Source organism: Streptomyces sp. NPDC048825 (genome assembly GCF_043198355.1).
In the GTDB taxonomy this organism is placed as follows: domain Bacteria; phylum Actinomycetota; class Actinomycetes; order Streptomycetales; family Streptomycetaceae; genus Streptomyces; species Streptomyces xiangluensis.
Window position 1 is genome coordinate 39,231 of the sequence record NZ_JBICUR010000032.1, and the last position, 19,400, is coordinate 58,630.

The window sequence follows — 19,400 nt, forward strand, 5'->3', positions numbered from 1 at the left end:
GCTGATCGGTGTGCTTGACTTGCGGTCATGTCGACAACTCTTGGTGTCTCCCGACCGGACCAGGCCTCTTACATGCTGCGAGCTGCTGACGGCGCTGGGCGGGGGTACAAGCAGCAGTTGATCGATCTGCTGAACATTTCCCCAGGCCAGACTGTGCTTGATGCGGGGTGTGGCCCGGGTGCCGACCTTCCGACACTGGCGGAACGAGTGGGCGAGCTGGGCACAGTGATCGGTGTCGACCGTGACCCTGTCATGCTGGCCCGGGCCCGGGAGCGTACGAGCGAGCTGCCTGGAGTGGAGCTTCGGGAGGGTGACGTACACACCTTGCCTGTTGATCCGGGCTCGGTGGATCGGGCCAAGATTGACCGGGTCCTGATGCACGTCGCTCAGCCTGGGGACGTGCTTGCACAGCTGCATCCCGTCACGCGGCCGGGTGCCGTTGTCGGTCTCGTAGAGCCGGACTGGGACACGCTGGTGGTGGACGCGGAGGATCTTGAGACCAGCCGTGCCTTCACCCGGTACACCACGCACGAGGTGGTCCGGCATGCCACGATCGGACGCAGCCTCGCCCGGCTGGCACACACGGCGGGCTTCCGTGTCGAAACGGTGGTCGCTACGACACCGGTCTTCCGAGATGCCGAAGAGGCGGACCACACGCTGGGGCTCGGCCGCAACATGCAACAGGCCATCGCCGAGGGTCGCATCGATCGCAATCGCGGTCAGCGCTGGTTCGCCAGCCTTTCCGAAGGTCCGTTCTACGCGTCGTTCACCCTCGTCACCGTGGTCTGCTCTCGCTGACTGATCTGCCCGGCATGCTCGGTTCACCAGGACGTACGGAGTGTCAGGACATCGCCTTCGGCTTCTTTGCCCAGCCGGGGGCGGGTTTCTTCCGGGTCAGTCTCCTGGTCATGAGGGTGATGAGTGACCAGTTCAGGTGCGCTTCGCTGTGCTGGGGAAGCCGTTCGTAGTCGCGTGCGTTGCGACGGGCGTTCATGATCCACCCCAGGGTGCGTTCCACTCGCCAGCGGCGCGGGAGGACCACGAACCCCTTGGCTCCCTTGGGGCGGGAGACGGTCTTGAGGGTGATGTGGAGGAAGTCCTCGGCCCAGGTGACGAGTCGGCCGGCGTAGGCGGAGTCGGCCCAGACCTGGGTGATCTGCGGGTGCGTGAGGCGAAGGCGCCAGAGCAGCTCGCGGGCGGCGTCCCGGTCCTGCATGTCGGCGGGCGTCACCATAATCATCACGGGGAAGCCCTTCGTGTCCACCGCGAGGTGTCTCTTCCGCCCATTGATCATTTTCGCGGGATCGAAGCCGCGCGTCGCCCGGCTCACCGTGGTGGCGCCCTTGACCGACTGCGAATCGACGATCAGCGTGACCGGGTAGGGGCATCGTCCCAGGCCAGTGCGCAGACGACGGCGGAGCTGGTCACGGATGAAGGTGACGACGCCCCGGCGGTTCCAGCGGGCGAAAAACCCGTAAACCGTCTCCCACGGAGGGTAGTCGGACGGCAGCGCGCGCCACTTCGCGCCGTTGTCGGTGATATAGCGGATGGCATCGACGATCTGGCGCCGGGGCCACTTCTCGGGGTGCCCGCCGGTCTTGGTCTGGCAGGCCGGGACAGGCAGGAGCGGTTCGAGAAGGGCCCACTCGGCAGTCGTGGTGTCGGACGGGTAGCGGCGACGGCGGTCAGGACTCGGCATGGCGGACTCGTCGATGGCATGGAAGGAGCGGACAGGAGTTACTTCGACAGCTGGGCGAGGGTCGCGGACACCCCGGTGAGCTGGGCGGCCACCAGCTGGGCCCACTCGTCGTCGGGGCAGCGTGCCAGATGCGGGGCGAGCGTGCCCGTAATCATCCGTGTGAGGCGGCCGAGGACCTGGGCGAGTTGCTTCTTCTCGTACTCGATCCAGTCCGCAGGGTCGTCGGAGAACATGTAGCCGTCCTTGCGCCGCCAAATGATAGGAGTGAGGTTCTCCGCGGCGCCGACATCGCGAAGATGCCGGATACCGCGCTGGACCTGGGATTTCTTCAGCCTCGTGGCGGCAACGAGCTGGACGGTGTGCAGGCCGGCTGGCCTGGCTTCCATCAGCGCGACGCGAGCCAGGTCGCCGTAGTGCTCCGACAGCGGCTGGCCGGTGCGACGGGCCATCGCCTACTCGCCCTTGAGGAGCTGGGTCAGCTGCTCGTCCAGCGTGAACTCGCCGTTGTCGAGAGCGCCTTCGAGCCAGTCCGCCGCGGCCCGGACACGGCCGATCTGCCGCCTCACGGTCTCGCGCTCCTCGTCGGTGAACTCCTGCCCCCGCAGCTGCGGGACCAGCCGGCCGAGGGTGGCCACGAAGCTGTGGCAGGAGCCCACCAGGTCGAGGTACTCGATGGTGTGCTCGATCTTGCGGATAGCCGGGGTGGTCTCCCGGATCCGCTCCCTGGTCTCCTCGGAGTTGTCGAACTGCGCCCGGTTGACCAGCATGCGCGCGCTGTCGTCCCGCATCACCGACCGGGCCACCGTCGGCCTGCGCAACAGGTCGGCGGTCACCTGCTGAGCGACGGTGTCGTCCCTCGTCAGCTCCGTCACGACCCGCATCCTCTCCGCCGGCGTGACGTGCTCGGTGACCTCCGGTCGTTTGAACAGGCCGGCGGCCACCTGGGCGGCGACCTCGTCGTCGCGGGTCAGGTCGGTAACGGCCTGGACCTTCTCGTCGACCGTGACGGGATGTTCGACCCGCTGGCCGACGACCCGCTTGGCGCCGTCCGGCGTCCACTGCCGGGCCCCGGTGCGCGGGTTGAACGGGGCGTCCTCGATCGCCGCCCACCGCTCGTCCTCGTCCACGACCGAGGCCAGGATGCGGTGAACGGTGAACGACACGCCTTCCTTGCGCCGCTCCTTCGGCCACCGGTTGGCGGTGTACCGCCAGTCCTCCACCGTCCGGCGCTCGACCCCGATGTCGTCCGCGAACAGCTGCAACGACTCCGTCACGGTGAACAGGTCATCCGTGCCGTTCGGCATCGACCCGCCCACCGCCCTCATGGGTTCAATCTCCAACGCCATGTCGCCCAAGGCGAACTGCGCGGGAAACCTGCGCGATCAGCTCTTTCGCCCGGGTGACGAGCTGTTCGTAACGTTGCCGGGTGACGTTCCCGATCCGGTCGGTCATGATGGTCACCGCCCTTGTCCGGGTCCGGCCCAGTCACCCACGCGTGACCGAGAAGGGCAGCCGACCCCGGCCACCACTCACCGTGGCCCGGGCGCGACACCCGGAGGCAGGGCGTGAACCGGGGGCGCTCGAAGCACCCGTCATCCGCCATCAACTCGCCTGCAATACAAGGGGTGTTGATGGGGGCAGCGAGGCGTTCGCCTACGGCGTTTCCGTAACGCCCTTCCGCGACGCCTGCCGCTGCCGGCGTATGCCCCACAGGCCCAGGGCGAGCGTCAGCGCCATCGGCGGCAGGACTGCCGTCAGCGCCCGGCAGACGGCGGACCAGCGGAGTGCGGACGAAGTACAGGCGTTGGCGTACCTGCGGCTGTGCGGTGGGGATCGCGGCCTCCGGGAAGGGAAAGCCGACACACTGCTGGCCGCCGGGCTGGGGGGACGGCGGCCGGATCTGTGCCGTCCGCCGTTCCCGACCCTCTCGCCCGAGGGGTGAGGACCGCCTCGGACGAATGGCCACTTCTCCCCGGCCCGGGACGCGTCCGCATCGTCCGATCGGCCACTTCTGGAGCCGGAACCGTGGACACCCGGCCGGATGGCCACGGCGACCGCAGCAGTGTGTGCCCGAGCGGGCGGCGCCAGAACAGTGGCCTGTCGGCCGGGGCATGTGCGGCAGCCCGGAGGGCGGAGGAACCGGCGAAGACGTCGGCTCGGTGTGCTTCTTCCTGCGGCCAGGGGGCAACCGCACGTGCGACCCACGGGAGTCCTCAGGCTTCGCTCCTGGCACACTGTCGCCTCTGCACACATCGGCGCGGCGATGAGACAGGGGGACGGGTGCCTTCACAGGACGTGCAGCAGCGGCCGGATGTGGCCGTCGTCGTGGCTGCGCGCGCCAGGGACCGGCAGGCGTCGGAACAGCTGATTCGGGACAGTCTGCCGCTGGTCTACAACATCGTCGGGCGAGCGCTGGACGGACACAGCGACGTCGACGACGTGGTCCAGGAGACGATGCTGCGCGTCCTGGACGGGTTGCCCGGGTTGGAACAACCGGACCGGTTCCGCTCGTGGCTGGTCGCGATCGCCGTACGGCAGGTCCGCGACCGGTGGCGCAGCCGGCAGAGCCGGCCGGTCGCGGCACCACTGGAGGAGACCGTCCATGAGGCGGATCCGCAGGCCGACTTCGCCGATCTGGCGATCCTCCGGCTGACGCTTTCGGGCCAGCGTCGCGAAGTGGTGGAGGCGACCCGCTGGTTGGAGGACGAGGAACGCGAGGTGCTCGCGCTGTGGTGGATGGAGGCCGCCGGTGAACTGACCCGCGGCGAACTGGCGGCGGCCTGCGGCCTCACCCCCCAGCATGCCGCGGTGCGCGTCCAACGGGTCAAGGAACGGCTGGAGACCGCCCGCGCCGTGGTACGGGCCGTGGCCGCCGCGCCACGCTGCCCGGAACTGGCAGCCACGCTCACCTCGTGGGACGGGCGGCCGGTCGCGCTGTGGCGCAAGCGGCTCGCACGCCACGTCCGCGACTGCCCGCAGTGCCTGTCCCGTGGCTCCGACCTGATACCGGCGCAAAGACTGTTGGGCGGCTTCGCACTGGTGCCCGTGCCGATCGGCCTGACCGGGCTGGTGCTGACAAAGGCCCTGACGGCAGGTTCGAGCGGGGCGACGGCGGGCGCGGGCGCGCCTGCGGCGGGCGGTGCCGGGCGGGTGGCGCGCCACCTCGGCAGGCTGGCCTCGAAGCCGGTGGCTGCGGCGACCGCGGGTGCGGTGGTGGTCACGGCCGCCGCAGTGGCCTGGTACGCCGGCACGGGATCGGACGAGCCGGCCCCGCGCCCCGCCGCAGCGGCCCCGCAGTCCCCTCCTGCCCCGAGCGTGTCCGCCTCACCTACGGCGTCGGCCTCGCCCACCCCGACCCCATCGGCCGCTGCGCGGTTGTCGGGGCGCCATGCCCTGCGGTCGGTCGACGTCCCCGGCCACTACGTCAGCCAGGCCGCCGCCCGCTTCGGTGTCCTGACTCCGGTCGACTCCACCAGCTCCACAGTCACCCGACAGAACGCCACTTTCAGGTTCGTCCCCGGTCTCGCCGACCCGGACTGCTACTCACTCAGGGACGCCAAGGGCCGATACCTGCGGCACTACGCCTTCCGCATCAAGGTGGACACCAACGACGGATCCGCCCTCTTCCAGAAGGACGCCACCTTCTGCCCCCGCTCCGGTACCGCCACCGGGTCACTCTCCCTGGAGTCGTACAACTACCCGGGCCGCTACCTTCGCCACCGGGACAACCTCCAACTCTGGCTCGACCCCTCCGAGAACACCGCCGCATACCGAGCCAGCCGCTCGTTCCTCGTGGTCGGTCCCCGGGGCTGACACCCACAGCGACCGGTTACTGCGTACGGCTGAGCAGCCGGTGCCGCCTGCCCAGCCGCGGGCAGTGGTGCCGCCGGGGCCCGGTCGGCCGACTACTGCGTGCCGTCGCGCCGTATCCGGTCGCGGCGGCGCAGGAACAGCAGTCCGCCGGCGATCGCCGTGACACCCGCCGCAGCGGTCCAGCCGACTATGTCGTCGGACCCGGTCACGGCGAGATCACCGTCCGTCGGCGGGGAGGCGGACGTGGACGGCGTCCCCGTAGCACCCTGCGGCCGCGCACCGGAGCCCGAGCCGGAACCGGAGCCCGACCCCTCACCCGCCCCGCCGGAGGCAGCCGCAGCCGACCCGGGCGAAGCCGCCGTATCCGCCGCCCTGTCCCGCGTGAACGCCAGTGTGCCGAACCCCAGTTGGTCGAATCCTCCGCTGTTTCCCCCGTAGTCCCCGCCCCCGCCCTCGGGTGCGACCTTGGCGGCGGCCTGGGTGACGTACGTGGCGGACAGTCCCCGCCGCTTGGTGTAGTGGTTGGCGATCATGGCCCAGACCGGCCGCGTCATGGCCGGGTCGGCGGGGGCGACCTCTGAGGTGGTCTCGGGCACCGACCGGCGGATCATCGGGCCCCTCTCGCGGGTGCTGGGCGTGTACGGCACATCACTCCCCAGGCTCCACTTGGCCACGTACTGAGCGCCCTTGAGGAAGCGGTTGTCGTCGTAGCCGTACAGGTCGATGCCCTGGTTCCAGGCCATCTCGCAGACGGTGGCCATCAGCCCGACGCCCATCAGCGAGTGCCCCTGGTCGCGCCCGGCCTCATGCCACTCGGCGAGCCCGTCGTCGTGCACGACCGGGATGGCGTTCTTGACCGCGGCCAGGCCATCGCCGTTCTTGAAGTACTCGACGGCCTGCTCGAACCTGGCCCGGTCGTCGCAGAAGATGCCGGTGGCCATCACGCAGGCGAGGTTGCAGAGGTCCCAGTTGGCCCAGTAGTGCTTGGGGTAGGTGCCGTTGTGGTCGACGATGAATGCCTGACTCACCTCGCAGAAGACGTCGAGCATCGTCTTCTGGAATCTTTCGAGTTCGAAGTCGTCGTGGTCGCGGACGAGTTCAGCGGCGTTGGCGGCCTGATAGCCGTATATTCCGGCGGCCAGGAACCGGTCGGCGTCGCCGTCGATTTTCGTCAGCTTCGCCGACCAGGCGTTGAGGATCGCCACGGCGGTGTCGGCGTGCGCGGTGTCGCCGCTGACGTGGTAGCGCAAGGCGTTCTGGTAGGCGGCGTGGATGTCGTTGTAGAGGATCGTGTAGTTCTGGGGGCTGGGGCTGTTCAGCCCCCGGTACACGATGGTCTGGGGGTTGGCCCCCCAGCTGCTCTGCGCATGCCGGTTGGCGGTCAGCTTGGCGAAACCGGCCGTGTACGGTTCGGCGCCCGCCTTCACCTTGGCGGCCATACGGTCCAGGTCGGCGCGGGCGTGCAGCAGGCCCGGGTGGGCGAAGGCGGCGGCGCCCGCCGCGCCGGCGGGAGTCGGGGCGAGGGTCGCACCGATGGCGACGGCCCCGACTGCCGTGCCCGTGGCTTTCAGCACGCTCCGGCGGCTGATGGGAGGTGTCACGTTCACGTGCCCATTCCTTGTCGTCGCGGTGGGGGGACGCACAGGAGACGTGAGAGAGCGACCGCCGATAACAGAAACTCGACGCCCGTTACGAGCTGTTCGTAACGTTGCCGGGTGACGTTCCCGATCCGGTCGGTCATGATGGTCACCGCCCTTGTCCGGGTCCGGCCCAGTCACCCACGCGTGACCGAGAAGGGCAGCCGACCCCGGCCACCACTCACCGTGGCCCGGGCGCGACACCCGGAGGCAGGGCGTGAACCGGGGGCGCTCGAAGCACCCGTCATCCGCCATCAACTCGCCTGCAATACAAGGGGTGTTGATGGGGGCAGCGAGGCGTTCGCCTACGGCGTTTCCGTAACGCCCTTCCGCGACGCCTGCCGCTGCCGGCAGGCCCGCACCCGACAGCGGTCCGAGCAGTACACCGCCGCCTTCGAGCGCTCCACCCCTACCGTCCACGACCGCTCGCACACAGGGCACTCGGCATGCTCTCCCCGCTGCATCGCGATCACCCTTTGCCGGGTCCGCAGCAGCCTCCGCCACCGCCGTGACCTGCACCGACCCGAGCAGAACACCGCCGCTGCCGCCATCGATACCGGCAGCGGATCACCACACTCCCGGCAGTACCGCCGAGCCGTCCCGCCAGCCGCCACAAGCCAGATCATCCAGCCGTACCCACCTCACGGCCAGAGTTCAAAAACACTCACTCAGGATGTCTTCGGGGTTTGCCGCCCTCGCCGGTCCGCGTCCTGTCGGCGAAGGCCCTCGAGGATGACGTTCATCAGAGGCCGTGCTGTTGGTTCCCATTCACCTCGGTCCAGTCGGCCGAGGTAGGCGATGAGCAGGAGGACCCCGCGGGCATCCACGTCCGTGCGGATGGAACCAGCTGCTTTCCCGGCGTCCAGCAGGTGGCTGAGAGCGCCTTCGATGGGGTTCTGGCTGTGGGCGACAAGGTCTTGCCACGCTGCCGGCTCGAGCACCGCCAGGACGCCGTACTTGATCTCGGCGTAGTCGATCACTCGGTCGAGCCAGTGGCGCAGGGCTTCCATGGGTTCGTGTTCCGCCAGTAGCGCGGAGGCGGCGGTCACGAGTTCTTCGACGTCGCGCCGGTAGACCTCGGCGAGGAGCGCTTCGCGGTTGGGAAAGTTCCGATAGAGCGTTCCCTGTCCCACACCGGCGCGCTTGGCGATCTCCTTGAGGTGGACGTGGTCGGACTCGGCGAGGGCTGCGCGGGCGGCCTCCACGATGCGGGTCCGGTTCTGCGCTGCGTCCGGACGGCGTGCCGGTGTGTTCATAGGCGTCTCCTGACGTTCCGTCCATCACAAGTGGACATGAGTCCGGTAGGGTGGGTCACGCACCGGACACGTGTCCAATTTATCTGGAGGCAGTAGTGCCCTCTCTTCATGACAAGATCGTCGCGGTCACCGGAGCAAGCGGCGGCATCGGTGAAGCCACAGCCCGTCTCCTCGCCCAGCGCGGTGCCGCAGTCGTCCTCGCGGCGCGCCGCAGTGAGCGCATCGAGGCCATAGCGCAGGACATCCGGGAGGAGGGGGGCCGTGCTGCCACGTGCGTCGTCGATGTCACCAAGGCCGAGGACTTGCGGCGCCTGGTCGCCACCACCGTCGATCGGTACGGCCGTATCGACGTACTGGTGAACAACGCCGGTATCGCCCCGATCAGCCCGATGGCCGACCTCGACACCGAGGGTTGGTCGGCAATGATCGACGTCAACCTTCGCGGCACGCTCAACGGCATCGCCGCCGCGCTGCCCGCCTTCCGCGAGCAGGGGTCGGGCCACCTGGTGAGCATCGTCTCCGTGGCCGGCCTGTCCGGCGTGTCCCCCTCGATGGCTGTCTACGCCGCGACCAAGAACGCGGTGCGCACCGTTCACGAGGGGCTGCGCAGGGAGTCCACCGACGGGGTGGTGCGCACGACAGCCATCTCGCCGGGATACATCCGCACCGATCTTGCTGACTCCATGGCAGATCCGAACATCCGCGAGCAGACGCGCAAGAACATGGACGCGGTGGGCATCCCTGCGGCGGCGGTCGCCCGCGCGGTGGCCTTCGCCATCGAGCAGCCCAGCGACGTCGAGATCGGCGAGATCAACGTTCGCCCCACCGTCCAGGCGTGACACTTGCCGTCACCGGTCAAGTGAGACGGCCGCCAGCCGCTTGCACAACGCCACTGTCTGGCCGGGCGTCCCGACGAGCAGAACACAACTCCGGACCTGGCTCCCGGCCTCAACGGGAGCGACGCCTCCCGGTGAAGTGAGTCCCAGAGCGGTCAGCCTGCCTTGCCGTCCTGGGCAGCTGCCCAGGCTTGGGTTATGGCGAGGCGGTAGGAGTCGGTGCCTGTCTGGATCAGGTTGCCGCCGAAGGTGAGCCGGTCGACGATAGCCGCGCAGAGCCTGGCCCGGAGCAAGAACCAGCTGCTCGAAGGGATGGCAGAGTCAACGCCTCCGGTCCCGCGGCCCGATGAGAACCGCGAGAGCCAGGAGCAGAAGAGGGCAGCCCGGCGGACCCTAAGCGAAGATGCCCGGGAGCGACTGCTCAACGAGGTGGCCTTCCTGACCGTCGCGGAAGCGGCCTCCGTCATGCGGGTCCACAAGATGACGGTCTACCGCCTGGTCCACTCCGGTCACCTCCCCGCGATCCGCGTCGGACGGTCGTTCAGGGTGCCTCAGCAAGCCGTCCGCGAGTACCTGGGAGAGACCTACATCGAGTCCACCGATCAGCAGTGAGGTGCGCTTCCCGGGCGAACCCTCGTCCGGGAAGGCGGGGAACCGACGAAATGCGGAGGGTGGGGTGACGAAATGAGCGACGGGCTCAACACCGAGAGCTCGGCGGTGCTTCTCGGCCGACGCGAAAGCATCGGTCGGCGATTCGGGTGGGAACCTGCGGCCTCCGGGCCCCGTCCTTCTGGGCGTGACTGAATCGCCCGGCCTCCCCAGCCCTGACAACTGCGCGAGCTCTGATGGCGACGAAGCGTCCCTGCGGCCTGGTCCGCTATGGCGCCATGCCTTGTGGGTGGCGGGCGTCACCATTCTCGGAGTCGGCCTGGCCTGGGCCAGCGCGTCGTTCCGTGCCGGCCCCGATGAGTTCGGGATGCCGCTCGCCGCTCCGGGGCAGGTGCGGCCGTATCTGCTGGCCTGGACCGCGACCGGTCTGACGGCGGCAGCCGCGCTGCGGGCTGTCGCCGCCAGGGTTCCGCTCCACGGCCCGGATGCGCTCGTAGTCATACTCACCTTCATGGGCACCCGGCTCTCCCTGGGCTTTCGGCCGGAGCCACCGGTGCTGGCTGCCTCCGCCGCAGCCGCACTGACGGCAGCGTTCATATGGTGCGCCCTTGCGCTGCGCCGCGGCTTTCGTGGCTACCGCGGACGGCGAGCTACTTCTGGCGGGCGAGAGGCCGGGTAAGCATGGGCTCCGCACACCCGACCGTCGGCGGAGCTCCAGGTCAGCTCATTTCGTCAGTTGGCCAACCGGGAGGTCCCGTGAGCGGAGCGAAGAGCGACGTGCTCGGCAGCCGTCAGGGGCAGCGTGAGGGCTTGGGCGTGCAAAGGTCCATGCGGGGACGGTAGCAGTGCCCTACGGGCCGTCAGGGGCCGTCTGATCGTCCGCCGTCAAGGCAGTCGGCTCCTCTGCCTGTTCCCGGGCTTCGAGGATCTTGACGATGTCATCGGCCGACATATCGCCCTTGATCTCGGCGAGCTTCTTGCCGTGCCGCCACAGGGTTACGGCGTTGCCCTGTCGGCGATTGATACAGGTCCGGACGGTCATCGCTATGGCAGTGACGGCTGCGCCAGCTCCGCCAGCATGGACCCACAACCAGAAGGCCCGCCTGCGGCCCGGCCGTCCTCGATCGCCTTCAACTGTCCGGCGTCGGCCTGCTCGCGAAGCTATTGCCACAGCGTTGCGCGCAGCACCGCGACACCTCGCCGACCACGTTGACCGGGCTGTCCTGCGGCTGCTTCAACTTGCCAGCCCACGTCTGTACGTGGTTCAGCACGAGCTGCGGCTCCCGCCCCGAAGCGGGCCAAGATCCTCGGCGACCTGGTACGCGTGGAACGCATCGTCTTCATCCGGCCTGTACCGAAAATCGCGCCAGCCCACTACATCATCCGTACGGGTAGCACTGCTTGTTGCCCGGTGTCACGGCAGAGTCGGCGCTTCCCGGCCGACGGTGGGGTCCGGTCGTGCGTCCGGCGGAAGTTTCTCCAGGCGGCGGAGTCTGCCCCGTATCTCCTCGGCGTCCGGGTGGTCGACCTTCTCGAGGATCGCCAGTGCTTGTTGCCAGTTTGTGCGAGCCGCTTCCGGGTCGTCGGCGGCCAGGTGGACGTCACCGAGGTTGCCGAGCGTGTGGGCCTCTCCCGACCGGTTGCCGATGTCCGCATGGGTGTCGAGGGCCTGGTGGAAGTACGCAACCGCGTCGTCGTGGCGCTGGAGGCGGTGGTGTGCGGTGCCGAGGATGTCGAGCGCAATGCCTTCGGCCCAGCGGTCACCGATGCTGCGCAGGACGGTCAGCGCCTGCTCCAGAACGGCGATGGCCTCGTCGAACCGCCCGAGCTGCTCGCGAGGCGGCCGGCGAGCGCGGCCGCGTCGAAGCCAGGCCGACCGCACCTGGATACCGATGCGGTCGGCCGCCGTGCGGATGTTCTTCTCGATGGTGTCCTCAACGGTCGCCGGGGCGAGCGTCACGCCCTGGTGGGCGAGTTCAGCCAGGGTCTAGGCAACGGCTTCCTTGAACGCCTTCGTGTTCCGCACGACCAAGCGTCGGGGAGCTCCGCCGGTCCTCCCTGCCGGAACTGAACTGTGCACGCAGGGGTGTTGTCAGTGGCTGCTGTCACTATCCGGTTTATGCCGATCAGCCGACCGAAGCGCGGTGACCGGCAGGCCGTGACGTCGTTGCACACGGCGTCGCCTGAATGAACCTCCGATCCCCGCGGATACGCGAGCGAGTCCCGGACCGGCGGTCCGGGGGTCTGCGCTAAGCCCGGACCGCCGCCGCAGGCCGCCAGTCCGTCCGATGGTCGGCGAAGTACTGCTGTACTTCGTCGTACGAGGCGGTGCCGCCCAGCTCGGTGATCCGACGCAACACCGCCCGGGCCCCGGGCATCAGCGACGCGATCACGCGGAACAACGCCTGATCGCTCCAGCCGTCCCCGATATCGTCGCTGCTCAGGTCCTGCGGGCCAGGGCGGGGTTCCACGTCTGGGGCTTCGGGCCAGCTGGCGGGAGTGACGGGGCGCAACCCGTAGGCGGCCTGGACAGCGGCAATCGCCTGCTCGTAGGAGTCCGTCTCGGTGTCGATCGTCAGCCGCATGCCTGTCCTCCCAGTGATCGACGCCATCATCGCGCGCCAACAGGCGTTCCCTGTCCCCGCGTTCGCCGACGACAGGACGTGCGCGAGGCGTCGCGGCTGCGGGCCGCCGGACGGCGGGGCCGAACCTCGCAGAGGACTCGATGACGACTGCGGTACTGATCTCGTGGGTGGGGGCTGGCGCTCTGCCAGGACCAGCCCTCACCCACGTTGCGGTAAGGCCCGCGTGCGGCCTACAGATGATCGCGGAGCCAGGCGGCCAGCGCTCCGACAGCGAGCGCCCCGAGGGTGCCGGCAGCGCCGCGGACGAATCCGGCGAGAGCGGTGCGGGACAGCTGTCGGCGGGCTCGGTTCTTACGCGGTTGTGCTCGCCTGTCGCGGCACGCGGTCATGCGCATGTCCTTCCGGTGGTGGTGCTCGCCCGCGGCGCTGTTTCCGGCCTCGTCGCACGTCAGTGGTGAAGAGTTGACGGATCGACACCGCAGGGCGGCCTGTCTCTGGGAGCATGCGCTCACGGCGGGTTTTTGCACAAACATCAAAAAGCCCTGTGACCTGGGACTTTGTCACGGAGGAGCTAGCGGTGGACATGCCAGTCGGTACGCCGGGTGGCGCCGGTGGGGGTGCGGAGCAGGGTCGGCCGGGCCGTCCGGCGATGAAGCCGGACCCCTTACTGGGAAGCGAGATGACGGCCTGGGTCAGCTGGCTGAGTGAGCTGGTGGACCGGACATGGCCGACCCGGCGAAAGGCCGCACGGGCGCTGAGGACGCGGGAGGATGAGCTGTCCCGGATACTGTCCGGCAGGCGCATGCCACGGCGTGAATGGCTGGACGCCCTGTTCCAAGCCCTGCACGCACATACGGGACACACGGCGACCGCACACGATCGCAGACAGGCCCGCGCCCGGTACATGGACGCCCTCAGGCGTTTCGAGGAACTGGAGCATAAGCAGCCCGGCAAGCGCCAGGACAGGCGGCCGAGCTGGCGGGAGTACGCCCTGCGCGACAGCGTGGAGGAGGCCTCGCGCACCGAGCAGCTCATCCGCGAGGAGCTCAGCGAGGCGCGCGGACAGCGGCAAGCTCTCAACGAAGAGCTGGAAGAGCTGCGCGCACGCTGGAAGCTCGCCCGTGCCGAGCTGGAGCGGGCCGAACAACACAGCCGTGCCCTGCAGATGCGGCGTGAACAGGACGAACGCCAGCTCAAAGCGGCTGCCCGGCTCGTGCGGGAGTTGGAGGAGCAGATCGATGCCCGGGAGCTACAGCGCACCACGATGTTGGAACGCATCCGTAGCCAGCAGGACAGCCTGCTGGAAATGCACGCGGAGCGGGAAGAGGTGGAAAACGAGCTTGCCGAGCTCAAAGGGCGCTACGCCTGGCGCCGCGAGGTCGAGCAGCGGCTGAAGGAACAGCTTGACCCCGGAAGACGGGTGCAAGTCCTGGTCGGGGTGAGCGCGGGCATCTGGACGGCCGTCTGGCTCTTGGACGGCTTCACCATCCAGGGCGGCTTCCGGCAGCAGGCGGTCACTCTGCTCACGTGCGGGATCGCCCTCAGCCTCTCGGCGGCGGCGCTGAAACTGCTGGTCGTGCCGTTCTTCATGGCCGTCGCGGTTCCGGCGAGTGCGGCGGCTCGCCGAAGTGATGAGCGCCGCGCGCAGATGATCGTGTCCGCCGCGCTCTTCTCTGCGAGCACCGCCGTGCGGCTCGCCCTCAGCCCGTACGTGCTGTATCTGTCCATAAATGTGCTGTGCCACGAGTGGCTCGGCTTGCCGATCACGCTACAAGGCGGGGTAACGGCAGTCGTCGCCGTGCCCCTCATGCTCATTGGTGGGCTGCTGGCGCAGTTGCCTCTCATTGTCCTGTCGGCTCTCACCGTGTTCGCCTGGATGAGCACCACCGGGCGTCGGAAGGAGGGCGTCGTCCGCAAAATCGGCTCGCTGTACTGAGGTTTCCATGGACGACTGATCGACAGCGACGACACGCCGCGGCCGGATCCCGCAGCAAGGTCCTTGACGGCGTGGTGCGCGCGGAGCGCACCGTGTTCACTCGCCCGCGCCGAAATCCGCAGGCGCACAGATGAAATTCCTCCTCACGCACGCGGCTCCACGCTGGCGCCGTGGCCGAGAGCCTGGGCGTCTCCCGCAGGACTGGTGGAGCACTACCGCTCCGGCGCCTCAAGAAGCCACAGAAGTGTCTCTAGACGGCCCTGTAAGGGTGCCAGCACCTCAACCACTCACACCCCCAGATCCACTGACCGCCGCCCGTGATCTCACCGCCGGCGCTCCCGGTACGCCTTCTGACGGCAGGCATTCGAGCAGTATTGGCGGGGGCGGCCGCCCTCGTTCATCCGTGGGCCTCTAGCGCGTTCGAGGGTGTAGTGGCGGCCGCACTGGCGACACTTGGGGGCGAACATTTCCTCCAGCCGCCATTCCCGGATCAGGGCACGCAGCCCCTTATCGATCAGCAGAGTCTGCCCGTCGGTGTCGAAGTAGTCCCGCAAGAGCCCGACGTATGCCGGATGACGTAGCGATGATGCCCCCAGGCTGACCAGCCGGCGCGCTCGCTCCGGCGTCACGTCGAGCCTCTCGCCTATCACCTCATCGGACGCACCGTAGAGCACCCAGGCAAGGAAGGCTTTGGCTCGCTGTGGGGAGATAGAGCGCAGCGCCTCCTCCGGCCCGGAGACGCGCTCCACCCAGGGACGATGCTCGCTACGGTCCCGCCAGAGCCCGCTCACGCCTTCTCCCGTTCGACCAGAGGGCCGCCACCGACCGTTTCACCCCGGACCACGAGCACAGTCGGCACAACTGGCGGTTCCATGTCCGGTTCTCCGCCGCGCGGCTGCGGCAGCGCGGGCGGCGGCATCGGCTTGCCCCATGGCAGGAGCCCGCACAGGGCAGATATCACGTGGGCCAGTCCCAGCAGGGCGACCGGGAGATCGGCACGGTCGACTCGGCGCAGCACGACCCAGGCCACGACTGCGACGAGCAGCACGATGACCACCAGTACGACAACGACGCAGAGCGCCAGCGAGACCGGCACGCCAGACACGGTGCCGGGAACGAGAGCGGACAACAAGGTGGAGGCCTCCGGGAACGAGAGAGGCCCCCGGGGCATGGCTCCGGGGGCCTGGTCGGCAACGCAAAAAGGCCCCGCTTCTCAACCGAGAAGGAGAGCCCCAAACAGGAATGGGACACACGAGTGGCGTCCCGAAGGAGAGGATCCCACACTCTTGATTACCCGTCAATCCCCCTATTGCCGCTGGTCATTGGCCTTGGGCGAATGCTGCATAGGGTTTCGTAACGCAGTCCCTCCCGGTCCCGCCTGGCCTTCCAAGTTGAACGCCCTTGTCGTACGAGGGAAGGCAACTCTGGCTCGAGGTGGCGCCGTCCCGGCGTATCTGTCCATGAACCGATCGGTTAATGGACGCCCTCTCCCGACGGGCAGTCAGCTGCCATGCTAAGCAGCTGAACTCCCACCCAGCCCCCTTGGAGAGCAGCGTGGACGCCACCGGCGAACCCGTCATCGTGCAGGAGGACACCCAGGTCCACGTCGGCGTCGACCTTCGGCCGGGCACTCTCACCCTCACCCGGAACGGCAAGGATTTCGCGGCGTACCACGCCTTGGTGCAGTTCGCCTCTGTCCGCGCGAAACCGTGGGCAGCGCAGGAGGTCAAGTTCTCGGCCAAGGGGCCGGACGGCAAGTCCGTCGAATTGACCGTGGATCTCCTCAACGACGCCGGCGACGGCCCCCGGGCTGGCGTTCCCGCCGCGATCTGGAAGGTCGTGGCCCTCGCCGCGACCTCCGCCGGAGACGTCGGCATCACCTACGCGCCTCCTGGCGGCGCCTGATGTAGGGATGTCGTGAACGGCGTGTCGGCGAGAACCGACTCCGCTGGCCCCCCGACTGTCGTCTCCTGGCGTCCGTGCGGTCCGGCCATAGGACGACAGCGGATCGGTCAGCAGTGCTTACCAGCGCATGCCGAGGGCGTCGAGTTCGGCCCATCGTTCGGGGGTGAGCTTGGCGGCCCTGCGGCGAGTGTTGTCCAGGAACGAGCCCAGCCGGATCTGCTCGCCGTCGACGGTTTCCACGTGCTTGCGGGGCACTCGCAGGTGGCCCTCACGGGCGTGGAACTGCCTGGCGGCGGCCAGGTTGGCCGCCCACTTGTCGCCCTGCGTGCGCTTCACGGGCCGCTCGTCCTCGTCTGCGGGTTCTAGCCTCAGGGCGCTGTCCAGGAGCCACTGCTGGGCAGGCAGCAGTTTGTCCCACTCGAGGCGTTGAGCGGCCGCCCACGCTCCGAGGTCCTCGCCCTGGACGATCACCTCGCCCGCACGGAGCGGGAGCGTCCCGCCGGCCTGTACGTGGGCGAGGGCGAGGCGGAAGGCGCGTTGCCATCCGATCTCCCATACCGGACACCACCCCGGATCGATCCCCTCCAGCGCCTCCAGACGGCTCTCTGGCAGTTCCCCGGCGCTGGGCACGCCCGTCTCGCCCGCCGCCCGGCGTTCGGCGTTCTGAAGGGTCCTGCGGGCTGCTGCCCTCAAGTTCTTGCACCAGGTCCCGATGGGGTAGTCCTCCCACACTGCCGTGGCCGGCGGCAGCAGATGGGAGTGTGCCGCTGCGTACGAGCGAGCCACGGACAGCCCCTCTGCCCACGCGGTGTCCTGGTGGGACCACACCATCCCGAGCGTCTCGAGCTCGGCCACGCGTTCCGGTTCCAGCGTTCCGGCTGCGTAGTAGCGCCGTTGATCGGCGATCCACACTCCCAGCGGATGACCAGCAACGCCCGGCCAGGTCTCGGGGGTGACGTATGTGTAGGGCACCCGCAGCTCGTTGTTGCCGGTCTCCCGGCGCCACCGCGTCGCCGCCTCGATCCCGCGCCGCCAGTAGGCGCCTTCGGGGTCGATGATCCGTAGCCGGACGAACTGGGTGAGTGCGGCGGGGTCGCGTTCCTCGCTGAAGCGCAGCACCCCGGCCGCCGCCCCACTCACCCGCGCGCCGGCCTCGTCCAGGTCCTGGTCCTTGTCGCCGTCCGCGTCGGTGAACTCCCCGTCGCCGCTGTCCTGTTCGTGTGCGGGGCGGCTGTTGCGGACGCGTGGATCGGCGAGCGCCTCGATCGTCTCGGTGTCGTGCGCCCGCAGCGCCCCGAGGACCTTCGCGAGGGTCCCGTACGCGTCCGAGGTGAGCAATTCGTTTACGTCCTCGTCCGGTCCGAGGAATACCAGCACGATCAGTGTGGCGATTTTCCCGCCGCCCGGATGCATCCGCAGGGCACGCCCGACCATCTGCACAATGTCCACCATGGACCCGCGCGCGTCCGCGAAAAGCACAGCGTCACATTCGGCGGTATCGACACCCTCACCGAGGACACGAACGGAACTCAAAACCCGCAACGCTGCAGGAATGTCCCGGCCTTCGAATTCCTCACCACTGACAAGATCTGACGCGAACTCATCCAGCACCCACCGCCGATGCGCGGGCGGATGCTCGCCGTAAAGCCAGTTGGACCACACCCGCTCTGCGGGAGGGAACGTCTCGGGGTCGTCCTCGGCGAGACGGGCCGCAACCGCCGGCACCCCGGCCGCCATCGCTTCTGCTTCCCCGACCCGGCTGTGGAAGGACAGCACCCGCCGGAACCGCTCCTCCACGGCCGCGCGCATCAACCCTGTCTGTACCGCCGCCAACCGTGCCCCGCGCACGGCCGCTGAGCCGGTGTCCTCGCTGGTCAGTGCCGCGTACAGCTCAGGATCACGGATGTCCAGGCACAGCACCTGATAGGGCGCCACCAGCCCCAGCTGGATGGCATCGGTCAGCTTCAACTTGTACGCGACGGGCCCGAAGACGGGGGAGTCCTCGTCCATGCTCGCCACCAGCCGCGGCACCCCGCCCTCGGCTTCCCACACCCGCGCCGTGGCCGTCATGTACAGCCGCCGTACCGCCGGCACCCGCGCCTGGTCGTTCACCGCCGCCCACGGCTTACCTGCATCCCCACTGACCCTGTGCGCTTCGTCCACGACCATCAGGTCCCACACCGGTAGGCCGATCTCATGCGCCCGCTGGAGGATGCCGAGTCCCACCGCGGCGTAGGTCGCGAACACCGTCACCGTCTCCAGGCCGGAGACCCACGCGACCAGCTCGTCGGGATCGGTGGTGCAGGGCACACCGTCGCTTTCCTCCGCCCGCAGCGAGCACACCCCCACCATCGCCCCGCGACGCCCGCCCCGCCGCCACGCGGCAGTCATCTGCGTCAGCAGGTCCAACGTCGGCACCAACACCAGAACCCTGCGGGCAGAAAGCCGAGTTGCGGACTCCACGCCGATCAGGGTTTTACCGGAGCCGGTAGCGGCGATTACCTGTGTCCTCAGTCCCTCGGAAGGCATACGGCCACCGGGCGGGTTCGCGAGGTTCCGAAGAACACCGTCGACCGCTTCAATCTGATGCGGGCGCAATTCCATGTGCGGCATACCGACTCCATTTCTTTCGCCGTGTCAGATGTAATCGCGAGCCCAATTTCAGGCCTGAATTGAGGGAACCAAGCAGGGACTTCGGTCTAACCGAAATCCCCGGCGCTCTTGCTGGGGAGGCACTCAGCTACCATCCCAGAACCTATCCGCTACGCCAAAGTGACGCACATGGGTACGCGAAGATGGTGACATGTGGTCGACTCTGAACCTGCCTCAAACCCCGGGTGAGATATTCCGCCTGACGGGCAATCGAGAGCGGTCCCACACCCTCCCCCCTTACTGCCAGCTTTGTTGGCGCGCACGGAGTGTGCGTCAACTCCCGTACGGGACTGCGGAGCAGGCCTGTACGGGCCCAGGATTCGGCGCAGCCGGATCCGTCCGGATCGCGGAGCGAGCCGGTAGGCGGGACGGAGTCCCGCCGCATTCCGAACGGAGTTCGGAATGCTTCCGCGCGAAGCGCGGATAACGCCGCGTAGCGGCGTCGCGTCGTGTCTGCGGAGCAGACCGCGCG

Annotated in this window: 20 protein-coding genes and 1 pseudogene; 7 read left to right on the top strand and 14 right to left on the bottom strand. The window is 68.6% G+C overall.

Features of this window, described 5'->3' with window-relative positions; translation table 11 throughout:
• The first annotated feature begins 27 nt into the window (after positions 1-27).
• Positions 28-798 (top strand): methyltransferase domain-containing protein, encoded by a 771-nt coding sequence (locus ACGFNK_RS44105; RefSeq protein WP_393426517.1) that lies wholly within the window; start codon positions 28-30, stop codon positions 796-798.
• Positions 799-841: 43 nt separating this feature from the next.
• Here the strand turns inward: ACGFNK_RS44105 and ACGFNK_RS44110 are convergent, their stop codons facing one another.
• From ACGFNK_RS44110 to ACGFNK_RS44125, 4 genes are read right to left on the bottom strand one after another with little or no spacing between them, the layout of a single operon-like run.
• A complete protein-coding gene (locus ACGFNK_RS44110; protein ID WP_393426520.1) occupies positions 842-1,699 on the bottom strand; it encodes an IS5 family transposase in 858 nt (285 codons plus the stop codon).
• 38 nt (positions 1,700-1,737) lie between these two features.
• Positions 1,738-2,148 carry a hypothetical protein gene (locus ACGFNK_RS44115; protein WP_245001448.1) on the bottom strand — a complete coding sequence of 137 codons (411 nt, stop codon included), beginning with the start codon at positions 2,146-2,148 and terminating at the stop codon, positions 1,738-1,740.
• Between the two features lie 3 nt (positions 2,149-2,151).
• Positions 2,152-3,024 (bottom strand): DUF6192 family protein, encoded by an 873-nt coding sequence (locus ACGFNK_RS44120; RefSeq protein WP_393426524.1) that lies wholly within the window; start codon positions 3,022-3,024, stop codon positions 2,152-2,154.
• Between the two features lie 4 nt (positions 3,025-3,028).
• Positions 3,029-3,160, bottom strand: coding sequence for a hypothetical protein (locus tag ACGFNK_RS44125; RefSeq protein WP_393426527.1), 132 nt, complete (start codon positions 3,158-3,160; stop codon positions 3,029-3,031).
• Between the two features lie 819 nt (positions 3,161-3,979).
• Here ACGFNK_RS44125 and ACGFNK_RS44130 point away from each other — a divergent pair.
• On the top strand, positions 3,980-5,512 hold the full coding sequence (locus ACGFNK_RS44130; RefSeq protein ID WP_393426530.1) for a sigma-70 family RNA polymerase sigma factor: 1,533 nt from the start codon (positions 3,980-3,982) through the stop codon (positions 5,510-5,512).
• 92 nt (positions 5,513-5,604) lie between these two features.
• Here the strand turns inward: ACGFNK_RS44130 and ACGFNK_RS44135 are convergent, their stop codons facing one another.
• The gene (locus ACGFNK_RS44135; RefSeq protein ID WP_393426581.1) at positions 5,605-7,113 is read right to left on the bottom strand and encodes an alginate lyase family protein; all 1,509 of its coding nucleotides are present in this window, start codon (positions 7,111-7,113) and stop codon (positions 5,605-5,607) included.
• A 704-nt stretch (positions 7,114-7,817) separates the two neighbouring features.
• Positions 7,818-8,405, bottom strand: a complete 588-nt coding sequence (locus ACGFNK_RS44140; RefSeq protein ID WP_393426533.1) for a TetR/AcrR family transcriptional regulator — start codon at positions 8,403-8,405, stop codon at positions 7,818-7,820.
• 95 nt (positions 8,406-8,500) lie between these two features.
• On the opposite strand from ACGFNK_RS44140, the gene ACGFNK_RS44145 reads away from it, so the two are divergent.
• Positions 8,501-9,244 (top strand): SDR family oxidoreductase, encoded by a 744-nt coding sequence (locus ACGFNK_RS44145; protein WP_393426536.1) that lies wholly within the window; start codon positions 8,501-8,503, stop codon positions 9,242-9,244.
• A 152-nt stretch (positions 9,245-9,396) separates the two neighbouring features.
• Here ACGFNK_RS44145 and ACGFNK_RS44150 read toward each other — a convergent pair.
• A pseudogene (locus tag ACGFNK_RS44150) lies at positions 9,397-9,522 on the bottom strand (AAA family ATPase); the annotation flags it as partial.
• Positions 9,523-9,658: 136 nt separating this feature from the next.
• On the opposite strand from ACGFNK_RS44150, the gene ACGFNK_RS44155 reads away from it, so the two are divergent.
• Together ACGFNK_RS44155 and ACGFNK_RS44160 are read left to right on the top strand one after the other, a co-directional pair.
• Complete coding sequence (locus ACGFNK_RS44155; protein ID WP_393426584.1) at positions 9,659-9,853, top strand: helix-turn-helix domain-containing protein; 195 nt, start codon at positions 9,659-9,661, stop codon at positions 9,851-9,853.
• A gap of 286 nt (positions 9,854-10,139) precedes the next feature.
• Entirely contained in the window at positions 10,140-10,529 is a 390-nt protein-coding gene (locus tag ACGFNK_RS44160) for a hypothetical protein (RefSeq protein ID WP_393426539.1), read from the top strand.
• Between the two features lie 171 nt (positions 10,530-10,700).
• Here the strand turns inward: ACGFNK_RS44160 and ACGFNK_RS44165 are convergent, their stop codons facing one another.
• The 4 genes from ACGFNK_RS44165 to ACGFNK_RS44180 form a co-directional block, all read right to left on the bottom strand.
• Positions 10,701-10,892, bottom strand: coding sequence for a hypothetical protein (locus ACGFNK_RS44165; RefSeq protein ID WP_393426542.1), 192 nt, complete (start codon positions 10,890-10,892; stop codon positions 10,701-10,703).
• A 372-nt stretch (positions 10,893-11,264) separates the two neighbouring features.
• On the bottom strand, positions 11,265-11,810 hold the full coding sequence (locus ACGFNK_RS44170) for a tetratricopeptide repeat protein (RefSeq protein ID WP_393426545.1): 546 nt from the start codon (positions 11,808-11,810) through the stop codon (positions 11,265-11,267).
• 289 nt (positions 11,811-12,099) lie between these two features.
• Complete coding sequence (locus ACGFNK_RS44175; protein WP_393426548.1) at positions 12,100-12,435, bottom strand: hypothetical protein; 336 nt, start codon at positions 12,433-12,435, stop codon at positions 12,100-12,102.
• A 230-nt stretch (positions 12,436-12,665) separates the two neighbouring features.
• The gene (locus tag ACGFNK_RS44180) at positions 12,666-12,824 is read right to left on the bottom strand and encodes a hypothetical protein (protein ID WP_393426551.1); all 159 of its coding nucleotides are present in this window, start codon (positions 12,822-12,824) and stop codon (positions 12,666-12,668) included.
• Positions 12,825-13,084: 260 nt separating this feature from the next.
• On the opposite strand from ACGFNK_RS44180, the gene ACGFNK_RS44185 reads away from it, so the two are divergent.
• Positions 13,085-14,371, top strand: coding sequence for a hypothetical protein (locus ACGFNK_RS44185; RefSeq protein WP_393426554.1), 1,287 nt, complete (start codon positions 13,085-13,087; stop codon positions 14,369-14,371).
• Between the two features lie 323 nt (positions 14,372-14,694).
• On the opposite strand, the gene ACGFNK_RS44190 is transcribed toward ACGFNK_RS44185, so the two are convergent.
• Both ACGFNK_RS44190 and ACGFNK_RS44195 read right to left on the bottom strand, forming a co-directional pair.
• Complete coding sequence (locus ACGFNK_RS44190; protein WP_393426557.1) at positions 14,695-15,120, bottom strand: hypothetical protein; 426 nt, start codon at positions 15,118-15,120, stop codon at positions 14,695-14,697.
• A 38-nt stretch (positions 15,121-15,158) separates the two neighbouring features.
• Positions 15,159-15,467, bottom strand: a complete 309-nt coding sequence (locus tag ACGFNK_RS44195) for a hypothetical protein (RefSeq protein WP_393426560.1) — start codon at positions 15,465-15,467, stop codon at positions 15,159-15,161.
• 446 nt (positions 15,468-15,913) lie between these two features.
• Between ACGFNK_RS44195 and ACGFNK_RS44200 the strand changes: the two genes are divergently transcribed.
• Positions 15,914-16,276 carry a hypothetical protein gene (locus ACGFNK_RS44200; protein ID WP_393426563.1) on the top strand — a complete coding sequence of 121 codons (363 nt, stop codon included), beginning with the start codon at positions 15,914-15,916 and terminating at the stop codon, positions 16,274-16,276.
• 117 nt (positions 16,277-16,393) lie between these two features.
• Here ACGFNK_RS44200 and ACGFNK_RS44205 read toward each other — a convergent pair whose 3' ends face one another.
• On the bottom strand, positions 16,394-18,889 hold the full coding sequence (locus tag ACGFNK_RS44205) for a Helicase associated domain protein (protein WP_393426566.1): 2,496 nt from the start codon (positions 18,887-18,889) through the stop codon (positions 16,394-16,396).
• Positions 18,890-19,400 lie beyond the last annotated feature (511 nt).